Source organism: Acidipila sp. EB88 (genome assembly GCF_003858395.1).
Classification (GTDB): Bacteria; Acidobacteriota; Terriglobia; order Terriglobales; family Acidobacteriaceae; genus EB88.
On the sequence record NZ_QWEV01000005.1, the window covers coordinates 2,148,845 to 2,172,952 of the forward strand.

Sequence of the window (24,108 nt, forward strand, 5' to 3'; positions counted from 1 at the left end):
AGTAAGGAACGCGCCTATAATCAGGTATGGCGCCTGCGCAAATGTTTTCAGCGCAACCTGATTCCACTCCGCGCACGCCAGCCGCGCCGGGGAAAAAGACTGCGCCCGCTGCGTACTCCGCGGAAGCGCTGGCACAGTACGACCGCGACACCGCCTCCATCACGGGTCCGCGCTACGAACTGCTGATCGAAACAGTGCATCGCAACCGTCCATCGGACGATACCGAGATCATTCGAAAAGCCTGGGAGTTCTGCCTGCGCCATCATCGCGGGCAGCTGCGTGCCTCGGGCGAGCCGTATGTGCTGCACCCGCTCGAGACAGCGCTGGTGCTGGCCGAGATGAAGCTTGACTCGACCGCCATTGCCGCCGGGCTGCTGCACGACGCGGTGGAGGATACGCCGGTCACCACGCCCGAGATCACGGCGTTGTTCGGCGAGCAGGTCTCGCACATTGTGGAAGGCGTCACCAAGCTCGACAAGATCCAGTTTGCCAATCGCGAAGACCGGCAGGCGGAGAGCGTCCGCAAGATGCTGCTCGCGATGGTCACCGATGTGCGCGTGGTGCTGATCAAGCTGGCCGACCGTTTGCACAACATGCGCACGCTGGAGCATCTGCGTCCCGATCGTCAGGCTTCGATCGCGCGCGAGACGCTCGACATCTATGCGCCGTTGGCGCATCGCCTCGGCATGGGCAAGGTGCGCGGCGAGCTTGAAGACCTTGCGTTCCGCTATGTGGACACCCACGGCTTTGAAGAGCTGCAGACCGCGATTGACGCCCGCCGTACCGAGGGCGAGCAGTTCTTGGCCGGCGTGGAAGCGCTGCTGTCGGAGAAGATCGCCGAAAACGGTTTGAAGGGCCGGGTCGAGTGGCGCATCAAGCGGCTGTACTCGATCCACCAGAAGCTGCAGGAGACAGGCACGGGCGTCGACCAGGTGCATGACCTGCTTGCACTGCGCGTGATTGTTGGCTCGGTGGGCGATTGCTACGCCGTGCTGGGGCTGATCCACTCGTTGTTCCGCCCAGTGCCGAACCGTATCAAGGACTTCATCGCGATGCCGCGGCCGAATCTTTACCAGTCGCTGCACACCACGGTGATGGGCGAGGCGGGCCACCAGTTCGAAGTGCAGATCCGCACCGAGGAGATGCACCGCATCGCCGAAGAAGGCATCGCGGCGCACTGGAAGTACAAGGCCGGCGGCTCGCCGGTGTCGGCACGCGACGAGCAGCGCCTGGCCTGGGTGCGCCAGCTCGTAGAGTGGCAGCGCGAGATGACGGACCCGAACGAGTTCATCTCGACGCTCAAAATCGACCTGTACCCGGAAGAGGTGTACACCTTCACCCCCAAGGGCAAGGTCGTAGTGTTGCCCAAGGACGCCAGCCCGCTCGACTTTGCCTACGCGGTGCACACCGAGGTCGGCCACACCTGCGTCTCGGCCAAGGTCAACGGACGTATCGTGCCGCTGCGCGCCAAGCTCAACAACGGCGACATCGTGGAAGTGGTCACGCAGAACGGCCACACGCCGTCGCGCGACTGGCTGACGTTTGTTAAAAGCTCGCGGGCCCGCAACAAGATCAAGCACTGGATCAACGAGCACCAGCGCGAGCGTGCCATCGAGATTGGTCGTAAGCTGCTGGAGCGCGAGGCCCGCAAGTACAAGATCGCGCTCTCGAAGTTTGAAGAATCGGACTATGCCAGGCTCGCCGCGGACTACTCGGTAGCGACCCCGAACGACATGATGGCCGCAATCGGCTTCGGCAAGTATTCGGCACGGCAGGTGCTGAACCGGCTGGCCCCCGGCATTTTGCAGCAGCCGGGCTCGGGCGAAGACCAGGCATTGCCCACCAGCGCCGAGGATGCCAAGCGACTGCAACTGCATGCCAATGCCGCGTCGGACACTCTGGAAGTGGAAGGCTCGAACGAACTGCTGGTGTACCGCGCGCGATGTTGCAACCCGATTCGCGGTGAAGAGATCATTGGCTATGTAACCAGGGGCAAAGGCGTCGCGGTGCACGGGCGCACCTGCCCCAACGTGCAGAACCTGCTGTACGAGTCGGACCGGAGGATTGCGGTGGAGTGGGCGCGCGAGAGTGGCGGCGAAGTGCCGAACCGGCGTGCGACGTACCCGGTCCGCCTGACGCTGCTCTGTGATGATCGCCCGGGCCTGCTCCGCGAGATTACGGCGATCGTGAGCGAGGGCAATACCAATATCCGGTCCATGGATACGCGCGGCGACACGCGCGCGGGTGGAGCAGCCGGCGCGGTGATCGACCTTACGCTCGACGCACATGACCTGCGCCACCTGGAGCGGCTCCAGCAGGGATTGCGCAGCATCCCCGGCGTGCGCGACGTGCAGCGCTCTTCAAAGCTTTAAAGCCGAAATCTCAGCGCGAGACTTGTTTCATCTCAGCGCAGGACAGCGAGAGGGCCGCGAGGGTTTGACCCTGCGGCCCGAGCTCACCTTACTTGCATGCCGCGACGGCTGTGCTGGTGCGGTGCCAGGTTTCTGTGCGACCCAGCAGCGAGAACCCGATAAAGCCGCGCAGGTTCAGGGAGTCTCCCTCTGCCTGCATCTTGGCGGAGTACGTCTTGCCAGACTCCGGGTCGTAGACCTTGCCGTCCTTTGCAGCGGCTGCTCCGTCCGGCGTGAAGGCCGTGCCGATCATCAGGCCGCAAAGGTCGCGCGCGCGCAGGGATGCGTCCGGGTTGTTTACATCGTGCGAAGGCTGGTCTTTCGGGCCGATCGTCACGATCCGCACGCACAGATGCGACCCTTCGCATGGCTGAATCCGCAGCACCGAGTTGTTCGGGGTTTTCCAGTCGCCGGTGAGTTGGGAGGCCTGGGTATCAGCAGGGGAAGGTGTGGCGAGCAACAAAGCGAGCGCGAGCATAAGCACGGGGTGAGACCTTTCGAGAGCGCGCTCTCACGGAGAGAATGGAGTTCCTATCGTAGTTCCGATGCGGCGGGGTCGCGAGTCGTGCGCGACATTGCTGTGGTCTCCGAAAAAGAGGGTAGGACAAGGGCATGGTCGCGTCTGGGCTGCGACGCGCGAACAGGGATGAAGAAGCAGCAGATCCAAGGCAGAATAGAAGCATGAGCGAACCCCGTAAGCAGGCTGTTATCACCGAGGAAGCACCCTCCGCCATCGGTCCCTATTCGCAGGCAGTCGTGGTCGATGGATTTGTCTACACCTCCGGTCAGGTCGGCTTCGACCCGTACACGGGACAGATCAGCGCCGACGGCATCGAGGCTCAGACTGAGCAGGTCATGCGCAACCTCAAGGCAGTGCTAGCGGCAGCCGGTTGCCGCATGGCCGACGTTATCAAGACCACTGTTTTCCTCAAGGACATGAACGACTTCGCCGCGATGAACGCGATCTACGCGCGGCACTTGAGCCCGGAGGGCGTGGTTCCCCCGGCGCGGTCCACCGTCGAAGTCGCTCGGCTGCCCCGGGATGCGCGCGTCGAAATTGAAGTGATCGCCCGCCAGTAGGCGGCGCTTCGAATCAAGGCGTCCTGCGGGCTCCTTGCTCCATCTAACAAATACGAGGTTTCTATGGCGACGACCGACACAAACGAGAAGGTAGTGCTGAGTGAGCAGGAGTGGCAGGAGCGGCTCACGCCCGAGCAATACCATGTGACCCGCAAGAAGGGAACGGAGCCTGCGTTCAGCGGGGCGCTTTACAAGAATGATGCCGACGGGGTGTACCACTGCATCGGCTGCAGTGCGCCGTTGTTCCGCTCCGACGAAAAGTACGAGTCCGGCAGCGGCTGGCCGTCCTTCTGGACGCCGGTCAGCGACAATGCGGTGGTGAACCACGAGGACTCTAGCTACGGCATGCGGAGGGTCGAGGTGACCTGCGCCCGTTGCGACGCGCACCTGGGACACGTGTTCCCGGACGGCCCCAAGCCCAGCGGGTTGCGCTACTGCATTAACTCCGCGTCCCTGGCGTTCGAAAAGAAGTAAACGTAGACAGCGGTGAGCATAGAAAAGCCCCGAGGCGAGTGCCCGGGGCTTTTCTGTACTGTGCGTTCCGCCGCAGCGTTCCGCGATGTGTAGGTAGAAGACTAGGCTTTGACGACCTTGCCGCTCTTGATGCAGGAGGTGCAGACGCGCATCTTGCGCGAACCACCCTCAACCTTGGCCCGGACCGGGCGCAGGTTGACGTTCCAGCGACGACGCGTCACGTTGTGGGCGTGCGAGATGTTGTTTCCGAACTGAGGACCCTTTTGGCAGATTGCGCAGACTGCAGCCATTATCAAACTCCGATGCGAGCGAACTCGTAAGAAATGTTTCGGATGCCCCAACGCATCTACCACTTGAGAATGGTCTGCGGGTCGTGCCCTCGCGCTACATGGAGTAGGGAAGCGCACCTGCACCGAACCCTCAGTGTATCCGAGTTGTGACGCTGGCACAAGGCAGCGGGGGAAGCAGTGGCCCGCAAAAAGAGGCAGCCGGCGAGCTGCCTCTTTTAGGACAAACCGGCAGCTTACTTCGCGCCGACCGTCTGTTCCTTGTTGGCGCCAAGCTCCGCGAGCCTCTTGGCAAGCAGCTGTTCCAGCTTTTCCAGCGCTTCCGAAAAGCCCTCGATGCCTTCCTTCAGCTTGTCGTGGGCCATGCGATCCTTGGCATGCATTTCCTCAAAGGTCTTCTCGTCGATGGTCAGCTTTTCAATCTGATGGCCTTCGGCGTTCTTCGGGTCAAGCTTGCGGGGCAGTTCGGCCTGCTTTTCATCGAGCTCATGCAGCAGCTTTGGCGCGATAGTCAGCAGGTCGCAACCCGCCAGCTCCTGGATCTCGCCGATGTTGCGGAAGCTCGCGCCCATGACCTGGGTCTTGTAGCCGAACTTCTTGTAGTAGTTGTAGATCGTGGTGACGGACTGCACGCCCGGGTCGTCCGCGCCTTCGTATTCCTTGCCGGTGTCCTTCTTGTACCAGTCGAGGATGCGGCCGACGAATGGCGAGATCAGCGTGACCTTGGCTTCGGCGCAGGCAACGGCCTGGTGCAGGCCGAACAGCAGGGTCAGGTTGCAGTGGATGCCTTCCTGCTCCAGCTTTTCCGCGGCCTTGATACCAGGCCAGGTGGAAGCAATCTTGATCAGGATCCGCTTCTTGTCGATGCCGGCATCGGCGTACATCTTGATGATCTCGTGTGCCTCAGCCAGGGTCTTCTCTGTGTCGTAGCTGAGACGGGCATCTACCTCGGTGGAAACGCGACCCGGCACAATCGCCAGGATCTTCTTGCCGAAGGCGACTGCCAGGTGCTTGAACGCTTCCTTGGCGACTGCCTTGTCGTCGGCGCCGTCACCCAGGTTCTTCTTGGCTTCCAACAGCACGTCATCCACGATCTGTGAATAGGCGGGCATGCCGGCGGCTGCGGTGATCAGGGACGGATTGGTCGTAGCGTCCTGCGGTTTGACCTGTTCGATAGCCTGGATGTCGCCCGTATCGGCGACAACCGTTGTGATCTTGCGGAGCTGTTCCAGCAGTGTCTGGGCCATGCACTCTCTCCCTTGTTGCGCTTGAAACCACGGATGCGTGGCCGCAAGAGCTTCTCAACATTGGATGCGGCGGCCGCCTCGACATCGCGAAACTGGCGCGCATCGCGCTCTTTCCAGCTCTCTGCGCGGCTCAGGAAACCAGGGACGGACCCGGAGCAGGCCGGCAGCGGAGCAGTGGCCTTTATTATCACACGCACATTGCGCGCGCTTATGTGCGGCAGATCCTCTCCCCGCGCAGATCCGGACATCACGAAAACGGCTGCCGTTTGGGTCTGCTGCCTTTTTCATGACAGGAAAATGTGCCCCGTGGCGAGTCACGTCGGCGCCGGCAGCGGTCGAATTCGCACCGGGTTGCCGGCATGGCTCTGTAGAGTGTCACAGTATGCGTCGGTGGCCCATCATTTGCTTCGTCCTTTGCGTTGGGGTCCTGTTGTACTGGGCCTTGCATCACGGGCATGAACGGAGTGCGGATGTTCCCCGTGAGCGCGTACCCACGCTCGCCGTGCCGCACCAGCCCAGCGCTACCGACACCACCACGGCAGAGGCTCCCACCGACGTCTACGCACACAACCTCCTGTTGCGCAAAGGACCCAATTTTCGGGTGTATATCCCGTGGATGCGAGGCACGATGGTGCGCACCGACCCCGGGCGCACGCCAAGCTTCGACAACGCCAGTTCCTTCGGGCTGCATGTAGAGAAGGGCATCATGGAGGTGCGACTGGAAGACCTGGCGCACTACCTGAATGCTTCGGCTGTTCCCCACGCGCGGCTTACCAGGATTTCCTTGTCCGCGCGCGGTGGGCAGATCCACCTGCTCGGCACGGCGCACAAGCTGCTGCCGATCCCCGTGGAAATTGTAGGCACGATCTCTGCGGAGCAGGCTACGGTGATTCGCCTGCATGTCCTCAAGGTGTCCATGCTGAAGCTGCCCATTACGGGGCTGCTTAGCGGCTTTCACCTCACCCTTGCCGACCTGCTGCAGTCGAACCAGCCCGGCATCCGCGTCGCCGGCAACGACATCCTGTTCAACACGGATGTGATCTTTCCTTCGCCGCATATCACCGGGCCAATTACAAGCCTGCGTCTGGCGACCGACAAGCACGGGGCGTACCTCGAGGCCGTCTATGGCGATACGCATGCCGACCCGGCCCTGGCCCAGAAATGGCATAACTTCCTGCAGCTCACCAACGGAACCCTGGACTTCGGGAAGCTCACCATGCACCACGTCGATCTCATCATGATCGACGCTTCCAATGCATCGTGGTTCGACCTGGACCTGATCAACTACCAGGCGCAATTGGTGAACGGCATTACGCGCATGACTCCGCAGGCAGGGCTGCAGATTTTTATGCCTAATGTGAGCGCCCTGCCGCCAAGCAAGCCCGGGGAGACGATCACCATGGAGTGGCTCCGGGATCGCACCCTGCCGCCGCCGCCCGAGATCCCGTTCCACTAAGAGCCTGCCGCCCGCGAGCCGCCTGATTAAGCCGGCTTTTCGGCTCTACTGCGGCAGCGCCTCGACCACCTCGGCAGAGCGCGCGCTTTCATTGCCGCTCTGGTCCACGGCGGCAACTGAGTAGCTGTACCGCACACCCGGGTGCGCCGCCGTATCGCTCCAGGAGGGCACGGTCACGAGCGCCGGGCCGCTGACCAGGACCGGCGTGGAGGTGGCTGCGGACTGTGCCGCGAGATCGGTCTCCCTGCGGTAGACGCGGTACCCACGCAGGTCGGGCTCGGGGCCCGCGGTCCATGAGAGGTCAATGGCTTTGCCCGTGGCATTCGCCACCGCCGCAAGGTCTTCGGGCACTGCCGGGGCAAAGGTATCCCGGGCCTCGAGCGCAGCGGTTTCCGCGGGCTGGCCGTTCATTTCCAGGAGGTGCCCTTCCAGGGTCAGTTGCTCCACAAGCTGCACCGTGTAGGAGTAAGAGCGATTCTGCTGTGCATCCGCATCGACGATGGAGTCGGGCGTCCATTTGCCGCCGGCCATCGCCGCCGGGTGCTCGGGCGCTTCCAGCGTCTGCTCTGTGGGTTGCGGCACACCCGCCTCGGTCGACTCCTTGGTGGGGGCCGTCGCGCTCTCTGCGGCGAGGCGGTGGCGCAACAACCTTACGCGCAGCACCGCGCCCGGCGCGGTCATTGCCTGCGAGTCCTCCGCAGGAGCCTCCCAGCTTACGGCGATGCCCTGTGCCTTGTTGGCAAGCTGTACCGACTGGATCGCCGGTGGAGCCCAGCCGGCAGGCACAAACGCCAGGTTGGAGGGTCCTGCATCATGCTGAGCATGGTTTTTGAGCCGAACTTCGTAGTGCATCAGCCGGTTCGTGCCGACCTGCAAAGCGGCGGGCAGCTGGTCCGTGGTCTGCGCCTGGGAGCCCGGCGCCAGCAGCAGGACGCGAAACACCGCGCAGGGTTCCGCACCGGCCGCGCGGCAGATCTCCACCTGCTGATCCGCTTGGAGCACCACCCGGTCGGTGGTGCGGCGTGGCATGGTCCAGTGCAGTGCGACCTTGTCCCCGATGCGCATCGCGGCAAGGTCGGTGACGGCCAGGGGCAGCATCAGGGAGGGTGGCATGGGCGCGCCAGGGTTGCCGCAACCACCCAGGAGCAGAGAGCTGGACAAGATTAGAGGGGAGACCCGGGCCGCGAAGCGGCGTACTTCCATCATCGCAAGCCCAGCCTAGCAGAGGGCGACGACGGCCCTGCCGTGCCCCGCCGCTATGGCCTGGGACTGTTCAGGCCAGCATCTTCGCCAGTGCGGCTGCTATGTCGGGGCTGGCAAACTGGAAGCCGTCTGCCTGCAGCTTGGCGGGCACTGCGCGGCAGCTTCCGAGCAGGGTCGCGTCGGCCATCTCGCCAAAGGCAGCGCGCAGGGCGAAGGCCGGGGCAGGGGCCACGGCCGGCCGGTGCAATGCGGCGCCGAGCGCCTTGGTGAACTCGGCGTTGCGTACCGGCTCGGGGGACACCACGTTGATGGCGCCGTCGAGCCGCTCGCTCGAAAGCATGTGAAAGATGGACTGCAGCAGATCTTCCAGCGCGATCCAGCTCATCCACTGCTTGCCGTCGCCCAGCCTGCCACCCACGCCCGACCGGAACAGCGGCAGCATTTGTTTCAGAGCTCCGCCAAATGGCGTAAGCACCACGCCGAACCGCATGTGGATGACCCGCATGCCGGCTACGCTCGCCGGTGCTGTTGCCGCTTCCCAGGCCTGGCAGGTCTCGCTCAGGAAGTCCGATCCGGGACCAGAGTCTTCGGTCAGTGTTTCGTCACCACGGGAGCCGTAGAACCCGGTTGCCGAAGCCGAAAGCAGGATCCTGGGCGGCCTTTGCAGGCGAGCCAGCAGCAGTGCAAGCGCTCCGGTGGGCTGGGTGCGGCTTTCGACGATGACGCGCTTGTACTCCGGGCTCCAGCGCTTGGCGGCCAGGTTCGCGCCGGCAAGGTGCACCACGGCATCACAGTCTTCGAGCGCCTCGAGCGAGGCAATGGGCTGGGCGGCGGTGGGCTCCCAGAGTATGGTGCCAGGGGCTGCCGGGGCCGGGGCGGCACCATTGCCGAGTTTGACGGGCATGGGCCGCTGCACAGCCAGCACCTCCATTCCACGGGCGCGGGCTGCGGCGACCAGGGCGTGCCCGATCATGCCGTTAGCGCCGGTCACCAGGAGGCGAAAGGGAGCGGGGTTGGAAGGATCCGATATAGGTGGCTGCGTCACAGAAGGGTCCTCGTTTCAGTCAGGTCGGCAGGCATGGAATAGCCCTGGAGCGTGGGTGATTGTGGCAGTACCGCGATTGCTTGAGTAAGTGGATTGGATGCCCGCCTGTCGAGAATTTGTAGAGATATTGCAACAAACGAGTACGCAGGCAGGCGCGTGGGGCATGGTTATTTCTGCTCGCATGGTTTGATGGCGGATGAGTACGGTATACGACAGACGTTGTCACAATTTGCCGTTGTAGTCACAAATATCGGTACGCGAGGAGCGACCTCCGCACCTGTACGAAGAGCACAAAATATTCAACAACTGCTCTCAAAGATGCATCAGATAAGGTATCTCCGAAAAGAATATTTACTATCTGGTCCGGGAGGACCGTCCCATGGCAGAAAGCAAGTTGAAACTCGAAGTTGATGAGCAGGAAGTTCCGCCGATGACCGCTGCGGCCAGCGAGGAAAAAGGCTCGGTCGACCAGGCAAGCGCTGAGGCGTTTATCGCGGAGAAGCACATCGGCGAACGCATCAAGCGGCTGCGGCTAAAGAAATCCATGGGCCTTGTTGAACTGGGCCGGCAGACCGGTCTTTCCGCCAGCTTCCTTTCCCAACTGGAGACGGGCAGGGTCGTACCCACCCTTCGCAACCTGGCACGCGTCGCACTGGTGTTCGGCAAGGACCTCAACTACTTTTTCGAGGCCGAGCCGCAGCCGATGTTCCGCGTCCATCGCAAGAGCGAGCGTCAGCGCCAGCCGCAGAGTGGCGTGGATGATCCCACCTACTACTTCGAAAGCCTCGGCTATATGGTGCCCGACCGCCAGCTCGATCCCTACATTGCCGAGTTCCTGCCGGCACGCAAGGCGAGTGACGTGCGCCCGCATGTGCACACCGGCTTCGAGTTCCTGTACATCCTGGATGGGGAACTTGAGATCCGGCACGCGGACAAGGTCCACATCGTGGAAACCGGGGACGGCGTGTACTTCGACGCAAGCACTCCGCACTCGTACCGCTGCAGCGGTAAAACGCCCACGCAGGTGATCATCGTGACGATGCACCAGCAGCAGGCGCAGCACGCACAAAACACGGTGCGTCCCCTCAACGTAGCGCGCGTAGGCAAGACCAGCACTGCCACCGCTGGCACACTGGGCGGAAAGCAGGCCGGTGCAACCCAGCCGATCCTGCAGGCCGCGCGTGGAACCGGTACGGGCGCTTCGCTCTAGCCAATCCATACGCCACAGCAATCTTCTAAAGGGCAGCAGGGACGGTTTCCTGCTGCCCTTTGTTGTGCCCCGGTGGGGCGCGCGCGGGTGCCGCTACACTAGGGCTCATCAGTGCGCGAAGCTCGTCGCGCGCAGAAGCGCCCATCTCCCCCGGGCCTGTTCATGGAGCCAGATGCTGAAAGTCCGTCGTTTCAACCGTTGTAGCCGTTCCACCCGCTCCGCACGCCTTCGTTGCCTGCTGCCTTTGCTGATTACCGGTCTAGTCCCTGTTGCAGGGCATGCGCAAACGGAGTCAGCGCACCCCTCCCCTACTCCGTGGACCGTGTTTGACATCTACCACCCCGCCAAGGCCAAGGAGGCCGCACCGGCCGAGACCGCGTGGTCCCCGGACGGCACCCGTCTGAGCTATCGCATGCCGGACGGTGCGCTTGGCGCGATCGATGCGCGCACTGGGGCGCGCACCGTGCTGACGCCGGGCGACAAGCTGGCGGGAGTGAGCAAGCGGCCAATCAACGAGAAGGATCGGGATCACCGTGCGCGGTACAACCAGGGCGGCTACTTCTGGTCGCCGGACGGTGCGCAGATCCTGTTCGACGAAGACGGAACCCTGTGGCTGGACTCACTCAAAACAGGCGAGGTGCGCCAGGTAGGCGACACCGGGCAGGGCTCGGGCGATGATGTGAAATTCTCGCCGGATGGGGCAGCCATCTCTTACCTGCACAATCACAACCTGTATGTGCAACGCGGCAGCGGGAAGCCGGTCGCGCTCACCGGCACCGCTGACCCGAATCTTCTGAATGGCGAGGTTGACTGGGTCTACCTCGAGGAGTTGAAGTCACGCAGCAACTACACCTGGGCGCCTGACTCCGCGCACCTTGCGTACATCCAGATGGACGAAACCCATGTGCCGGTGTACCCACTCACCGACTTCAACCCGACCCATGCCACCGTGGACCAGCAGAAGTACCCACAGGCCGGTGATCCGAACCCAACGGTCCGCGTGGGCGTCGTGGCGGCTACCGGAGGCGACACGCGGTGGATCGACCTGCCCGGCGTGCGCCCCGATGAGGATTACATTCCCAGGATCGGCTGGCTGGACGCGAAGACCGTATGGGTCGAGACGCTGGCGCGCGACCACAAGCACCTGGACCTGTGGTTCGCCGACGCACGGACGGGCCGGGCGCGCAAGGTGTTATCGCAGCAGGACGCGAAGTTCTTCAACGACACCTACGACGTGGACTGCTCGCGCCCCGGACACGTGCTGCTGCTCTCCTGGCAGAGCGGGCACGCGCACATCAACCACTACACCTATGCCGACCCCGCCACGACACAGCTGAAGCCGGAAGCGCGGCTCGAGAGTGGCGACTACGAAGTGGCGGATATTGCTTCGGTCGTGGGCGACACGGTGTACTACACCAGCAACGAGGGCGAGCCGCTCGGGCAGCAGGTCTGGGCAGTGCAGCTCGATGGCACCGGCAAGCACCAGGTGACCCAAGGCAAAGGCATTCACCGGGTGGCGTTTGCGGAGGCGCATGCCGCATTCACCGACAACTACTCCTCGCTAACAACGCCGCCAGCGCTCAGCCTCTGTTCCGCTGGCTCCGCGTGCGCGCCGCTCTGGCACGACCCCGGCCCAGGGGCGCATGCCGTGCGCACACCTGAACTGCTGACGCTCAAGGCCGCGGATGGGCAGACGACGATCTATGCAACGCTGCTGCTGCCGGCCGCGGGGCAGGGCAGCTCTGCGAGCCAGCCGCTGATCACCAACCCCTACGGCGGCCCGGGTTCGCCGGGAATCACGAATAGCTGGGGCGGCCCGGCGCTGTACTTCGATGACCTGCTGGCCGAGCATGGGTTTGCCGTGCTCCACGTGCGCAACCGTGGCATGCACGGGCAGGGTCGCGCATTCGAGCAGGCGGCCTATCACGACTTTGGAGCGGTGCAGCTTGCTGACCAGCTCGCGGCCATCGACCAGGTGCTGGCCAGGTATCCGCAGCTCGACCCAAAGCGGCTGGGCTGGTGGGGCTGGAGCTGGGGCGGCACGTTCACGCTCAACGCCATGACGCACTCGGACCGCTTCCGCGCCGGGGTGTCCGTGGCGCCCGTGACCGACTTCCGCAACTACGACTCGATCTACACCGAGCGCTACCTGGGGCTGCCGGTGGCGCGGGCAGGCGAGCCTGCGGAAGCAAGCGTCTATGACGCGGCGGCTGTGCTCAGCACGGCCGCGAAACTGCACGGGCACCTGTTGCTGGTGCACGGCACCGGCGACGACAACGTGCACATGGCCAACACCATCCAGTTTGTGCAGAAGCTGGTCGACGCCGACAAGCCGTACGACCTGCAACTGTACCCGCGCAAGACACACTCGATCGCCGGGCCCGATGCGCGAACCCACCTGTATGAGCGCATTCTGGCGCAGTTCGAGCAGTATTTGAAGCCGGAACAGGATCCCCGCTGACATGACCCCAGCGGGCGATCTTCCGGATAATGCGGTTACCGACGAGCTGGTGCGTGGACGCTACCGGCTCGGGCCAGAGACTGAGCTGCTCGTTCTCTCCGACGGCACTGCTCACTTCGACGGCGGCGCCATGTTCGGCGTGGTGCCCAAGGCGCTCTGGGGCCGGGTGGTCGCTTCGGACGCGGAAAACCGGGTCGTGCTGGGCCTTAATACGGTGGTGGTGCGCACCGCAGCGCACACGGTAGTGATCGAGACAGGCTTCGGCGAGAAGCTGCCACCCAAGGCTGCTGCGATCACGGGCGCGCAGGCCCGGTTGCTCCACGCGTTCGCGGCAGCCGGTGTCGAGCCCGCGTCGGTGGACATGGTGATCAACTCGCACCTGCACTGGGACCACTGCGGCTGGAACACCCGCTTTGTCGAAGGCGGGCAGGGTGTGGTTCCGACGTTTCCGAATGCGCGCTACTTCGCCCACGCCGGCGAGGTGGCGCACGGGCGCGCGCAACACGAGCGCGACCGCATCTCCTACCTAGCCGACAACTACGAGCCGTTGCTCGCCACCGGGCAGATGACGGCGCTGGACGTGGCCGAAGGAGAAGAGCGTGAGCTGGCGCCCGGCATCGCGGTGGAGCTGTTCCCCGGACACACGCGGCAGTTGATGGCGATCCACGTGCGCGATGGCGCCTCGGGCAAGCGGGCCTGTTACATCTCGGACCTGGTGCCGACCGCGGCGCACCTGCCGCTGACCTGGGGCATGGGTTTCGACCTTGACCCCATGCGGGTAATCGCCGAGAAGAAGCGCTTTTACGCACGGGCGATCGCGGAGCAGTGGCTTGTGCTGTTCACGCACGATGCCGCCACGCCTGCCGGCTACCTTGAAGCCGCGAAAGCAGGTGCGGTGCTTCGTTCCGAGGGCTCGTAACGTATCCTGCCGGCATCGAAGCTGGTATGAGCCACGAAACCATGAACCCACGGGAGCCAATCGATCCCGCCCTGCGCCGCTTTCTGGATGAGCAGGCAGCAGCCTCGCAGGGGCCGGTGCAGACCGCGGAGGATGCGCGGGCGCGGATGCTGCGCCAGTTGCACAGCCGCGTATTCTCATTTCTGCCGAATGCTGTAACGAGCCGCGACGTGGTGATTGACCAGGAAGGCGTGCGGGGCCTTGCGGCGCGGGTGTACACCCCGCCGGCGCGGGACGGCGTAGCGCTGCCGGTGCTGGTGTATCTGCATGGTGGCGGGTGGGTGGCCGGCTCGGTTGAGACGCACGACCCGTTCTGCCGCCTGCTGGCGCAGCTTGCCGGGGTCATGCTGGTTTCCCTGGAGTACTCGCGCGCCCCGGAGCACCCATTTCCGAAAGCGATCGGCGAAGCCGAGGCGGCGGTGAGCTGGGTCGCGGAGCATGCCGGCGCGTGGGGCGGTGACCCTGCCTTGCTGGCACTGGGCGGCGACAGTGCCGGGGCAAACCTGGCCGCGGTGGCTGCCAATCGCCTGGCCCTGCGGAAAGATGCGCCGCGCCTCAAGGCCCTGGCGCTGCTGTACCCGGTGACCGACCACCCCAGCGCGCACCACGGCTCCTACGCGGAAAACGCGACGGGCTACGGTCTCGAAGCCAATGCCATGCGCTGGTACTGGGAGCAGTACGCCCCCGGTGCTGATCCCGGTAACCCGGAGATTTCGCCGTTGCGTCACATGCTGCTGCCGCCCCTGCCACCAACGCTTGTGACCACGGCGGAGTACGACGTGCTGCGCGACGAGGGCATTGCGTATGCACGGTTCCTCAAGGCAGCCGGTGTGAACGTCACGCACATCCACGCGCCGGACATGCATCACAACTTCGCGGTCGGACCGTCCTCGGTAGCGCGCTTTCCTCAGAGCGAGCGCGCGGCGGGCGAAATGGCCGCGTGGCTGCGGACGACGCTGGCAGCGCGCTAAGCGGGGCGCAAAGAAAGGCCCGCAGCGAAATGCGTTGCGGGCCTTTCTTCTTTCATGCTGCCTAGCTTTCGTGATGATGTTTCTTCTTGTGCTTCGGCGGCGGCGCGGGCGTGGGTGCGGGTGTCGGAACCGGGGTGGGCGCAGGCGTAGGTGTCGGGTTGGGCGTCGGCGTGGTCCCGCCTACACCTGCCGTCGTGCCCGACAATGACTGCAGCACCGATGTTCCGATGGGCGAGCCAAGCCCCGTGCATGCGTCCCAGCCGGTAGCAGCCTTAAACGATCCGTTGGAGCCGCTCGTGATATCTCGCAGCGCCGCTGTGTCGGCGTAGAGCTGCGGGTTGACGAAGCCTGCCGGCCCTAGTCCGGAGGCCGAGCGCTGCTGGTTCACCAGCGCCAGCAGCCCGGCCCATAGGGGCGCCACCGCGCTGGTGCCACCGACCACCTGCTGCTGTCCGTCCACCAGAACGCTGTAGCCCGACTCGGGCGAGGCGTCTCCTGCAACATCCGGAACGCCGCGGCCACCCACGCTGGTGCTGCTCTTGGGCACGTTCGCGTTCGCCTGCCAGGTGGGCAGCGCGAACACGGTGCTTACCCCACCGCCGGTTGCGCCACCGCTGGGCTGGTCGTTCCACACGATCTCGGACGAGATCGTCGCGCCGGAACCGGCCAGGCGGGTACCGCCGCAGGCCAGCACGTGCGGGCTCGAGGCCGGGAAGTCGACGTTATTGCCGGAGCCCCCATCGCTTGAGCCGTTATCGCCGGATGCGACCGTGATGGTGACGCCCAGCGCAGCCGCCGACTGGCAGGCATTGTCGAGCGCCGTGCGGGATGCCGCGCTCCAGCTGCTCTCCGGTCCGCCCCAGGAGATCGACAGGACGGAGGGCTTGTTTGCGGAGTCATGCACCGCGGTGGTGATGCAGTCGATAAAGCCCTGGTCCGTGTTGGGCGAGAAGTAGACCGCGAGCTTGGCGCCGGGAGCCACCGCGCCCGCAACCTGGATATCCAGGGCCACTTCGCCGTCCGCGCCATTGGGATCACCGCCCGGCACATTGGTGCCGCCGTCTACTGAGACCGCGACCACCGAGGGTGGAGTGAGGCCAAGGCTGTCGAAAAACGACGTGATGTCGCTTGCTTCGTAGCCGCCGCCAAGCTCCAGGATGCCGATGCACTGCCCGGCGCCGGTAAGGTTCTTCGGAAAGCCGTAGAGTGCTGCCACCTGCACGGGTGAAAAGCTGGCAGAGGTGGCGTTGGCGCGGATGATGTTGCCGTCCACGCCGGTCTCGAGCCGCCGCATGTGCGACTTTGCGATCGGGCGGGTATCGAGCCCCAGCACGGCCTCGATCCGGTCTGCCTGGTCCGCGGGCAACGACAGGCTGCCCTCGAAGCAGTGGAAGTGCTTGTTGTGCTTGAGGTGCTGGTAGGTGTGGAGCTTGACGCCGAACGCCGTCTCCATGCGGGAGGCCGGTCCCTTCAACACCAGGGTGCGGCGGGCAAGGCTGGACGCGGCTTCATCGACAGACAAGCCATGCTCATGGGCAAAGACCCGCAGCGCCTCGAAGTCATCGGCGTCCGCGGCGTATTCGCGTTCGAACTCAAGATGCGTGAGCACCTGTCCACCTAAGTCCGAGAGCACGAGTGGTTTCTTGCGCCGGGTAATCACGGACACGGTAAGGATCTGGTCCGGCGCGATGGGGCCGGTCTGCGAGGATTCTGCGGGTAAGGGGTTTGCGCTTGCGGCGAGCGTGACGCGCGCCTGGTTCTCGGGGTCAGTACCACTCATGAACAGCACCTCTGCCAACCACGCTAAAGCATCGGGCCAGTCCCGCGCAGAGTACGCGCAGGAGGAAAACTTGGCGTATTGATTTAGAAACTGTGGATCAACGGGCGCTGTACCGCGCAGCCTCGTATGCATGCCGCGCAAAGAACACGGTGAGAGTCGGCGCGTGACTGCAAGGGTTTGCTCAGTTCACGCGGTGGTGAATGCGGTGCGGCGACCCGTCGACTGGCCGCACGCCTTGCGGAGCGCCACCCCAGTCTGGATCCCGCGGCGCCACTTTGGCAAGCGGCTCGAATCAGTCCGGCTCAGGAAACGTGCTTGTGGAACAGGTCGTCTTTTTCCTTGCATGGGCTGCAGGCGCAGGAGGCGGCGCAACCGATCAGGATCGCCGCGCCGGAAGTGATGGCGATTTCAGCCCAGTGTGCACTGAGGGAAGAGAGATGTCCCAGGACATCGTGCAAGTGAAGAAACCACATGGCCCTACCTCGTCAGAATCGACAACTACTTAGACGATGCTCGTCTGTTCCGAGTTGTGCGTGCAAGCGTTATGCTGTCACCGAACTGGATACCCTCGCAATGAAATTCCGTTGCTCCGGGCCGTGTTGTGGTAACCGGCGGGGCTATTCCGGGCTTGTTCCCCGAATGGGCAGGGACGGTCGCCCGAAGCGCGGTTTCACTCTGGCGCAAAAGCAAAAGAAAAGCGAAAATAGAAGCTGCGAGGCTTCGGCTTCCAATCTTGCCTATGGACGTGCAGAAACAAGCGCAGGACGCACACAGCACGCGGGAAAACGCCACGGCTGGGGCCGCTGCCGCGGGGCCCTTGGTGCGCTGGCTGTTTCTTGATCTGAACTCTTACTTTGCCTCGGTGGAGCAGGAGCTGCGCCCCGAGCTGCGGGGCTGTCCCATCGCCGTGGTGCCTGTCGTGGCGGACTCCGGCACCTGCATTGCGGCCAGCTACGAGGCGAAGGCATTTGGCGTCAAGACCGGTGTGAAAGTAGGCGATGCGAAGCGCCTGTGCCCCGGGCTTGTGCTTGTGGAGGCACGCCACCGCGAGTACGTCGAGTACCACCACCGCATCATCGAGGCCGTGGAGCGGTGTGTGCCCGTCGCGGCGGTGCTGTCGATCGATGAGATGGCCTGCTCGCTGATGGGGCGCGAACAGCATTTGCTGCATGCGCTCAAGCTCGCGCAGGAGGTGAAACAGTCAGTGCGCACGCACGCGGGCGCCACGCTGCGTTGCTCCATCGGCCTTGCTCCCAACCGATACCTTGCCAAGATCGCCTCGGACATGGAGAAGCCGGACGGGCTGGTCGCGCTTACGCACGACATCCTGCAGCCCGCGCTGGCCGGGCTCGAGCTGCGCGACCTGCCGGGCGTGGGCGCCCAGATGGAGCGCCGGCTGCATACTGCGGGCATCCACACCATGACGCAACTGCTGGCACTGGGTCGCGAAGGCATGCGCTCCGTCTGGAATGGGGCCGCAGGCGAAAAGCTGTGGTTCTGGCTGCAGGGTGAGGACTTCAACGATCCCAAGCTTGAGCATCAGAAGTCCATCTCGCAGAGCCATGTCCTGTCGCCTTCATTGCGCAATGTGGAGGGCGCCTACGCCGTGCTGCACAAGCTGCTGCACAAGGCTGCCATGCGCCTGCGGGCTGCGCGCCTCTGGAGCACGCACATGACGCTCGCGATCAAGTACGCGGTGCCACGCGCCGAGCAGCAGCGCACGCACAGCTCGGGCATCCCGCAGGCCACTTGGTCGCAGGGCACCTCCGTGATCGAGTGCCAGGACACGCAGACCCTGGTGGAGGCGCTGCAAAAGCTCTGGGCGCGTCGACCCTCGGGCGTCCATCACCAGGCGCCGTTCTACGTAGGCATCTGGCTGGGTCAGCTCGTGCCCGATAACCTGCACACGCTCTCGCTGTTCTCCGACATCGGGGTGGAAGCGAAGCGCACCCGGCTGGCCTCGGCCATGGATGCGGTGAACGAGAAATACGGGACCAACACGCTGGCGACCGCGAGCATGTTGCTTGCCGGGGCGTCGGCTCCTACGCGGATCGCGTTCACCAACATCCCCGACCTGTTCTAGCCCTTCCGCCTGGGTGGTGCGCGTGCGCACGTGCCCACGCATTCGCTGCTGCGCCAGCCTGCCTGTTTATGCAACGCCGCCCATCGCTACACTGGGCCATGGCACTGCCTCCATCGAGCCACCCATACCGCGGACGCCTCGCGCCCTCCCCTACGGGACTGCTGCACCTGGGGCATGCCCGCACGTTTGCCGTGGCGCATCAGCGGGCCCGCGCAGCAGGCGGCACCCTGCTGCTGCGCATCGACGACCTGGATCCGCACCGGAGCCGGGCGGCATTCGCAGAGGCTGCCGTGGAAGACCTGCGGTGGCTGGGGCTTGACTGGGACGAAGCGCCCTGCCGGCAGAGCGAGCGCAGGGCGTACTACCGCGGCGCGTGGGAGCGCCTGGTGCTGGGTGGCTGGGTGTACCCCTGCCAGTGCTCGCGGCGCGAGCTGCAGCAGCTCGCGTCCGCCCCGCACGAGACGGCGCGCGGAGCCTCGCCCCTGCCGGATGACGAGCCGGTATACCCGGGCACCTGCCGGCCGCGGTGGCAGCCGGGCGAAAACCAGGGTGCTGCCGAGCGGCAGGCATGGTGCGCCGCGGGACCGAGCGGTCGAAACTGGCGCTTTCGCGTGCCGGATGCGCGGGCGATCGAGTTCGCGGATGGCAGCTTCGGACCGCAGAAGTTTATCGCGGGTGAAGCGTTTGGCGATTTCGCCATCTGGCGCCGCGACGATGTGCCGTCGTACCAGCTGGCGGTGGTGGTGGATGACGCGGCCACCGGCATCACCGAGGTCGTGCGCGGTGCGGACCTGCTGTTGTCCACGGCACGCCAGCTGCTGTTGTACCGGGCACTCGGCCTCTCGGCGCCCGGCTGGTTCCACTGCCCGCTGATGCTGGACCGCCAGGGCGAGCGCCTGGCCAAGCGGAATGACGCGTTGTCGATCCGGGCGCTGCGGGAACAGGGCTACTCGGCACGCCGGGTGCTCGAAGAGGCTGGCAGCGCTCCGCTGGCACGTTGACCGAGCCTGGCTGCAATCGCGAGTGTGCGTCGCATCAGCACGGGGACTTCTTTTGCAACGCGCTGGCCCCCGAGCCTGTTGGTGCGACGGGGTGACTCGTCGGAGAATGGAGGTAGCTGGTGGTGTGCCCGGCCATCTCGCACCCTCTTCTCTATGCCCGATGATTTTGCCCAACTCGTCAAAGCCCAGGCCGACATCGTCAAGATTGTTGGAGAGCACGTGCGCCTGCGCAAGGCCGGGGCGCAGAACTGGTCAGGCCTGTGCCCGTTCCACTCGGAAAAGTCGGGTTCATTCTCGGTGCACGCCGCGCGGCAGTTTTTCCACTGCTTCGGCTGCGGCGTGTCGGGCGATGTATTTACGTTTATCCAGAAGATCGAGAACTGCTCCTTTCCCGAAGCAGTCAAGATCGTGGCCCTGAAGATGGGCATCTCGCTGCCCAAGCGCGAGTTTGCCTCGCCCGAGGAGGCGCAGGAGCACCGCGAGCGGGCGCGCCTGATCGAGCTGCACGAGCAGACGAGCGCTTTTTTCGAGCAGCAGTTGCAGACCCCGGAAGGCTCGGCGGCGCGCGAGTACCTGGCCGGCCGGGGCCTCGGCACGGACGGTCTCACGAAGTTCCGGATCGGCTATGCGCCGGACTCATCCTCCGCATTGCGGCAGCACCTGGAGCGGCTTGCCAACCCGGAGCACGTGCGCAGCGGGGCCTTCGCGCAGCAGCTGCGGCTAGCTGGCTTGTTCACCGCGAAAGAGCAGGAGGATGGCTCGCAGGGCCCCCTGTATCCCCGGTTCCGCAAGAGAATTACTTTTCCGATCGCGAATGAGGGCGGTCGTGTCATCGCGTTTACCGCGCGGGCGCTGGAGAGTGGCGACAAGGCCGGCCCCAAGTACCTGAACTCCCCCGAGACGCCGCTGTATTCCAAGGGGCAGGTGCTGTTCAACCTGCACCAGGCGCGGCAGCCCATCCGCCAGCTCAACTTTGCGTTGCTGGTGGAAGGACAGATGGACTGCATCTCGGTGTCGCTGTCCGGGATCCAGAACGTGCTTGCTACCAGCGGCACCGCCTTTACTGAGGCACAGGTGCGCCTGCTGGGCCGCTACACCAAGCGCGTGATCGTCAATTTCGACCCGGATACGGCAGGCGCAAATGCAGCAGAGAAGTCGATTGCCCTGTTGACCGAGGAAGGGTTTGAGGTGCGGGTGGTGACGCTTGAGGACGGGCTCGATCCGGACCGCTACGTGCGAGAGCGCGGTTTGCCTGCCTACACGGCAGCGGTGCGCGGCGCCCGGCGCCACTCCGAGTACCTGCTGGATCGTGCCCGGCAGCTGCACCCGCCGAGCACCGCCGAGGGCAAGATCCAGGCGCTGAACTACCTGCTGCCGCACATCCGCAGAATGCCGAATGCCATCAGCCGCGAGGAGTTTGCCAACGAGGCTTCGCACCGGCTGGGGATTGATTCCGCCCTGGTACGCGAAGAGTTGAAGCAGGCCGCCGCCGGCAGAAAACCAGCCCTTGCTGCCTCTGGCCCCAAGCTGAGCGAAGCCGAGCGCGAGCTGCTGCGGGCGGCGGCAGCCGAGACCCACTCACCGGCGTTTCTTGCCGTGGCCGCGGCACTCGACGGTCGGCCGGAGCACTTCGCGGCCTTGGCGGCGGTGGAAACCCTGCGCCTGTTGCGACATCGCCCCGCAGGCGGGGATGCCCTGCAGTCCTTGCCGGAAGGCCCGGAGAAGACGCTGCTGGCCGAGGTGCTGTTTGCCGAGGGCCAGCAGCCGATCGAGCTGGGCAGCGCCGAGGCCGCGTTGCGCTCAATCGAGTGCAGCGCGCTCGAGCGGGAACAGCGATCGGTACGGGTCGCCCTCGCCGACGCCGAACGCCGCAACGATGAGGAACAGATCCTGCTGCTGATGGCGCGCAAGCAGCAGCTGGAACGCTCGTTGCGCGCGCTGTAGTGCTGCGGCCTTTCATGACGCGTCAAAGATAAACAGCGGCATAGAGAAACGAATTCCCCGCGGCGACATCTATACATACAGCGGATGGACCGTGCAGCTTCAATCACCGGTGAGAGCCGGGCATCGGGGCGACCGCCTTGGTGTTACCAAAAGCTGCTATTCTGGAGGTCTTGGGCTACGCTGTGCCGGCCTGCGCTCCCCTCTGAGGGACGCCTAGATTGGCCCCTTCCTGTGAGAAGCTGCGACAGCTAAATACCAGACATCTGGAAACGTCCGAAATTTTTGCTGGAGAGACGACTCGCTTGGCCATGGAAGACAAGTACGAAGACGATATCCAGAACCTGATTGAAGCAGGCAAGGAAAAAGGGTATTTGACCTATAACGAGGTCAATGACCTGATCCCTGGTGACGTCCATTCTCCGGACGATCTCGACGACCTGATGACCACCATCGGGACGCAGGGCATCGATATTCTGGAAGGCGGCCCCAAGTTCGGCGGGGACAAGTTTGAAGAGAGCGAAGACGGCGAAGACGTCGAGCTCGACCTGACACCTGGAACACTGGAAAAGACCAACGACCCGGTCCGCATGTACCTGCGCGAGATGGGCACTGTGCCGTTGCTGACGCGCGAAGGCGAAGTGGAAATTGCCAAGCGCATCGAGCGCGGGCAGGTACGTGTGATGAAGGCGATCTCGCGTTCGCCGATCGTGGTGCGCGAGATCATCGCGCTTGGCGAGGACCTGAAGCGCGGCGTTCGCAACATCAAGGAAGTCGTAATCTTCGACGAGGAAGAAGTCACCGAAGAGGTGGTAGTTACTCGGGTGAAGGCGACCTCGGTACGTATCGAGGCAATGCAGAAGCACATCAAGAAGGCGGCGCTGCTTGAAGAGAAGCTGCCCACGCTGGACGGTGTCAAGGCGAAGGCGAAGGAAGCACGCAAGACCCGCTGGCTGATTGCCCGTGAGCGCGTGTACATCTCGCGCATTGTGCGTGAGCTGAAGTACACCAATGGCGAGCGCAAGCGCCTGCTGGACAAGCTCAACAAGTCGGTCGACTCCATGCGCACGCTGGAGCGGCAGATTCGTTCGCTCGATGTGAAGTTCGAAGCCTCCAAGAGCGAGGAGCTCAAGAAGGAATACCGCCGCCAGCAGAAGAACTGCCGCGTCGACCTCGAGAAAATGGAAGAGGAGACCGGGGTTCCGTTGTCCGAGATCAAGCGCACACAGCGCGAGATGATCCAGGGCGACATGGACGCGGAGCAGGCCAAGCGCGAGCTGATCGAAGCCAACCTGCGGCTGGTGGTCTCCATCGCGAAGAAGTACACCAATCGTGGCCTGCAGTTCCTCGACCTGATCCAGGAAGGCAACATCGGTCTGATGAAGGCCGTGGACAAGTTCGAGTATCGCCGCGGTTACAAGTTTTCGACCTATGCCACCTGGTGGATTCGGCAGGCCATTACTCGCGCGATCGCCGATCAGGCACGCACCATCCGTATCCCGGTGCACATGATCGAGACGATCAACAAGCTGATCCGCACCTCACGTCAACTGGTGCAGGAGCTTGGGCGCGAGCCAACCTCGGAAGAGATTGCGCGTCGCATGGATATCCCTGTCGCGAAGGTCCGCAAGGTCCTGAAGATCGCGCAGGAGCCCATCTCGCTCGAGACGCCGATTGGAGAAGAAGAAGATTCGCATCTTGGCGATTTCATTGAAGATCGCCAGGCCGTGTCCCCATCCGACGCGGTGATCAGCGTCAATCTCAAGGAGTACACGTCGCAGGTACTGCGCACGCTGACGCCGAGGGAAGAGCGCGTGATCAAGATGCGGTTCGGACTTGAAGACGGCTCGGAACATACCCTGGAAGAAGTGGGGCAGAGCTTCCAGGTCACACGTGAGCGGATCCGGCAGATTGAAGCAAAGGCCCTGCGCAAGCTGCGTCATCCCTCGCGGTCGCGCAAGCTCAAGGCATTTGTGGATACGACCCGCGAATAAGCGTTGCAACGCAGTGAGAAAGGCCACCCTCGGGGTGGCCTTTCTTGTGCGGTGGCTTCGTTTGTCGATACTTGCTTGATCGACGCCTGCTCTCAGGACACGCGTCGCTGAGCGACATTGTGCGGGAACGTCAGAGGTGCCGAGCGCTGCCGCGTGCTGCGAAGCGGGGCGCCGCCCAGCAGTGCTGCCGCCGAGGTGTGCAGCGGTCCATCCCACGCCGGAACGGTGAAGGCGTCGCCTGGATGCGCGGTTGCGAGAGGATCGATGCGATGGTGCTCCATAAGCGCGGCGCGCACGTCTTCAAGAGCTTCAGCGCACTCTGCCTTGCAGGGGCGCGCGTAATACAGAACATACCTTTGTGAGCAACAGGGGCACTGCACATCGCAGAGCGTTTCAGCCGTAACCATGCAAAGAACTTGCATTCTGGCTCCTTCTTCGGGGTAAGTGAAATGCACACTTATGGTTTGAACTCAGCAGGGAGGCGGGGGTGCTCCCGCCTGATCTAT

19 protein-coding genes are annotated in these 24,108 nt (G+C 64.0%); 12 read left to right on the forward strand and 7 right to left on the reverse strand.

All coding sequences use genetic code 11. From position 1 onward, the window contains the following. Nucleotides 1-41: 41 nt before the first annotated feature. Entirely contained in the window at nucleotides 42-2,372 is a 2,331-nt protein-coding gene (locus D1Y84_RS09550) for a bifunctional (p)ppGpp synthetase/guanosine-3',5'-bis(diphosphate) 3'-pyrophosphohydrolase (protein ID WP_233581312.1), read from the forward strand. 88 nt (nucleotides 2,373-2,460) lie between these two features. On the opposite strand, the gene D1Y84_RS09555 is transcribed toward D1Y84_RS09550, so the two are convergent. After that, nucleotides 2,461-2,889 carry a DUF2147 domain-containing protein gene (locus D1Y84_RS09555; RefSeq protein ID WP_233581566.1) on the reverse strand — a complete coding sequence of 143 codons (429 nt, stop codon included), beginning with the start codon at nucleotides 2,887-2,889 and terminating at the stop codon, nucleotides 2,461-2,463. Between the two features lie 203 nt (nucleotides 2,890-3,092). Between D1Y84_RS09555 and D1Y84_RS09560 the strand changes: the two genes are divergently transcribed. Together D1Y84_RS09560 and msrB are read left to right on the forward strand one after the other, a co-directional pair. Beyond that, nucleotides 3,093-3,491: a RidA family protein gene (locus D1Y84_RS09560; protein ID WP_124848304.1), complete on the forward strand. Its 399-nt coding sequence runs from the start codon at nucleotides 3,093-3,095 to the stop codon at nucleotides 3,489-3,491. A gap of 63 nt (nucleotides 3,492-3,554) precedes the next feature. Beyond that, a complete protein-coding gene (gene msrB / locus D1Y84_RS09565) occupies nucleotides 3,555-3,965 on the forward strand; it encodes a peptide-methionine (R)-S-oxide reductase MsrB (protein WP_124848305.1) in 411 nt (136 codons plus the stop codon). 101 nt (nucleotides 3,966-4,066) lie between these two features. Here msrB and rpmB read toward each other — a convergent pair whose 3' ends face one another. Both rpmB and D1Y84_RS09575 read right to left on the reverse strand, forming a co-directional pair. After that, the gene (rpmB, locus tag D1Y84_RS09570; protein WP_124848306.1) at nucleotides 4,067-4,255 is read right to left on the reverse strand and encodes a 50S ribosomal protein L28; all 189 of its coding nucleotides are present in this window, start codon (nucleotides 4,253-4,255) and stop codon (nucleotides 4,067-4,069) included. A 233-nt stretch (nucleotides 4,256-4,488) separates the two neighbouring features. Continuing rightward, a complete protein-coding gene (locus D1Y84_RS09575; RefSeq protein WP_124848307.1) occupies nucleotides 4,489-5,499 on the reverse strand; it encodes a transaldolase in 1,011 nt (336 codons plus the stop codon). A 430-nt stretch (nucleotides 5,500-5,929) separates the two neighbouring features. On the opposite strand from D1Y84_RS09575, the gene D1Y84_RS09580 reads away from it, so the two are divergent. Continuing rightward, a complete protein-coding gene (locus D1Y84_RS09580; protein WP_124848308.1) occupies nucleotides 5,930-6,955 on the forward strand; it encodes a hypothetical protein in 1,026 nt (341 codons plus the stop codon). Between the two features lie 45 nt (nucleotides 6,956-7,000). Here D1Y84_RS09580 and D1Y84_RS09585 read toward each other — a convergent pair whose 3' ends face one another. Next, entirely contained in the window at nucleotides 7,001-8,068 is a 1,068-nt protein-coding gene (locus D1Y84_RS09585; protein ID WP_124848309.1) for a fibronectin type III domain-containing protein, read from the reverse strand. Nucleotides 8,069-8,228: 160 nt separating this feature from the next. Then, nucleotides 8,229-9,203, reverse strand: coding sequence for a TIGR01777 family oxidoreductase (locus D1Y84_RS09590; protein ID WP_199726386.1), 975 nt, complete (start codon nucleotides 9,201-9,203; stop codon nucleotides 8,229-8,231). Nucleotides 9,204-9,582: 379 nt separating this feature from the next. On the opposite strand from D1Y84_RS09590, the gene D1Y84_RS09595 reads away from it, so the two are divergent. The 4 genes from D1Y84_RS09595 to D1Y84_RS09610 all read left to right on the forward strand — a co-directional run bounded on the left by D1Y84_RS09595 (nucleotide 9,583) and on the right by D1Y84_RS09610 (nucleotide 14,803). Further along, nucleotides 9,583-10,413 carry a helix-turn-helix domain-containing protein gene (locus D1Y84_RS09595; RefSeq protein ID WP_370245745.1) on the forward strand — a complete coding sequence of 277 codons (831 nt, stop codon included), beginning with the start codon at nucleotides 9,583-9,585 and terminating at the stop codon, nucleotides 10,411-10,413. A gap of 172 nt (nucleotides 10,414-10,585) precedes the next feature. Further along, the gene (locus tag D1Y84_RS09600) at nucleotides 10,586-12,874 is read left to right on the forward strand and encodes a DPP IV N-terminal domain-containing protein (RefSeq protein ID WP_124848310.1); all 2,289 of its coding nucleotides are present in this window, start codon (nucleotides 10,586-10,588) and stop codon (nucleotides 12,872-12,874) included. Between the two features lies 1 nt (nucleotide 12,875). Beyond that, nucleotides 12,876-13,793: an MBL fold metallo-hydrolase gene (locus D1Y84_RS09605; protein WP_124848311.1), complete on the forward strand. Its 918-nt coding sequence runs from the start codon at nucleotides 12,876-12,878 to the stop codon at nucleotides 13,791-13,793. A gap of 26 nt (nucleotides 13,794-13,819) precedes the next feature. Next, on the forward strand, nucleotides 13,820-14,803 hold the full coding sequence (locus D1Y84_RS09610) for an alpha/beta hydrolase (RefSeq protein WP_124848312.1): 984 nt from the start codon (nucleotides 13,820-13,822) through the stop codon (nucleotides 14,801-14,803). A 61-nt stretch (nucleotides 14,804-14,864) separates the two neighbouring features. On the opposite strand, the gene D1Y84_RS09615 is transcribed toward D1Y84_RS09610, so the two are convergent. Further along, nucleotides 14,865-16,583, reverse strand: a complete 1,719-nt coding sequence (locus D1Y84_RS09615) for a protease pro-enzyme activation domain-containing protein (protein ID WP_124848313.1) — start codon at nucleotides 16,581-16,583, stop codon at nucleotides 14,865-14,867. Nucleotides 16,584-17,322: 739 nt separating this feature from the next. Between D1Y84_RS09615 and D1Y84_RS09620 the strand changes: the two genes are divergently transcribed. The 4 genes from D1Y84_RS09620 (at nucleotide 17,323) to rpoD (ending at nucleotide 23,602) form a co-directional block, all read left to right on the forward strand. Beyond that, nucleotides 17,323-18,666, forward strand: a complete 1,344-nt coding sequence (locus D1Y84_RS09620; protein ID WP_124848314.1) for a DNA polymerase — start codon at nucleotides 17,323-17,325, stop codon at nucleotides 18,664-18,666. 98 nt (nucleotides 18,667-18,764) lie between these two features. Beyond that, nucleotides 18,765-19,667 carry a tRNA glutamyl-Q(34) synthetase GluQRS gene (gene gluQRS, locus D1Y84_RS09625; RefSeq protein WP_124848315.1) on the forward strand — a complete coding sequence of 301 codons (903 nt, stop codon included), beginning with the start codon at nucleotides 18,765-18,767 and terminating at the stop codon, nucleotides 19,665-19,667. 153 nt (nucleotides 19,668-19,820) lie between these two features. Beyond that, complete coding sequence (gene dnaG / locus D1Y84_RS09630; protein ID WP_124848316.1) at nucleotides 19,821-21,611, forward strand: DNA primase; 1,791 nt, start codon at nucleotides 19,821-19,823, stop codon at nucleotides 21,609-21,611. A gap of 302 nt (nucleotides 21,612-21,913) precedes the next feature. Next, the gene (gene rpoD / locus D1Y84_RS09635; protein ID WP_199726387.1) at nucleotides 21,914-23,602 is read left to right on the forward strand and encodes an RNA polymerase sigma factor RpoD; all 1,689 of its coding nucleotides are present in this window, start codon (nucleotides 21,914-21,916) and stop codon (nucleotides 23,600-23,602) included. Nucleotides 23,603-23,694: 92 nt separating this feature from the next. Here the strand turns inward: rpoD and D1Y84_RS09640 are convergent, their stop codons facing one another. Then, nucleotides 23,695-24,024: a hypothetical protein gene (locus tag D1Y84_RS09640; protein WP_124848317.1), complete on the reverse strand. Its 330-nt coding sequence runs from the start codon at nucleotides 24,022-24,024 to the stop codon at nucleotides 23,695-23,697. Nucleotides 24,025-24,108 lie beyond the last annotated feature (84 nt).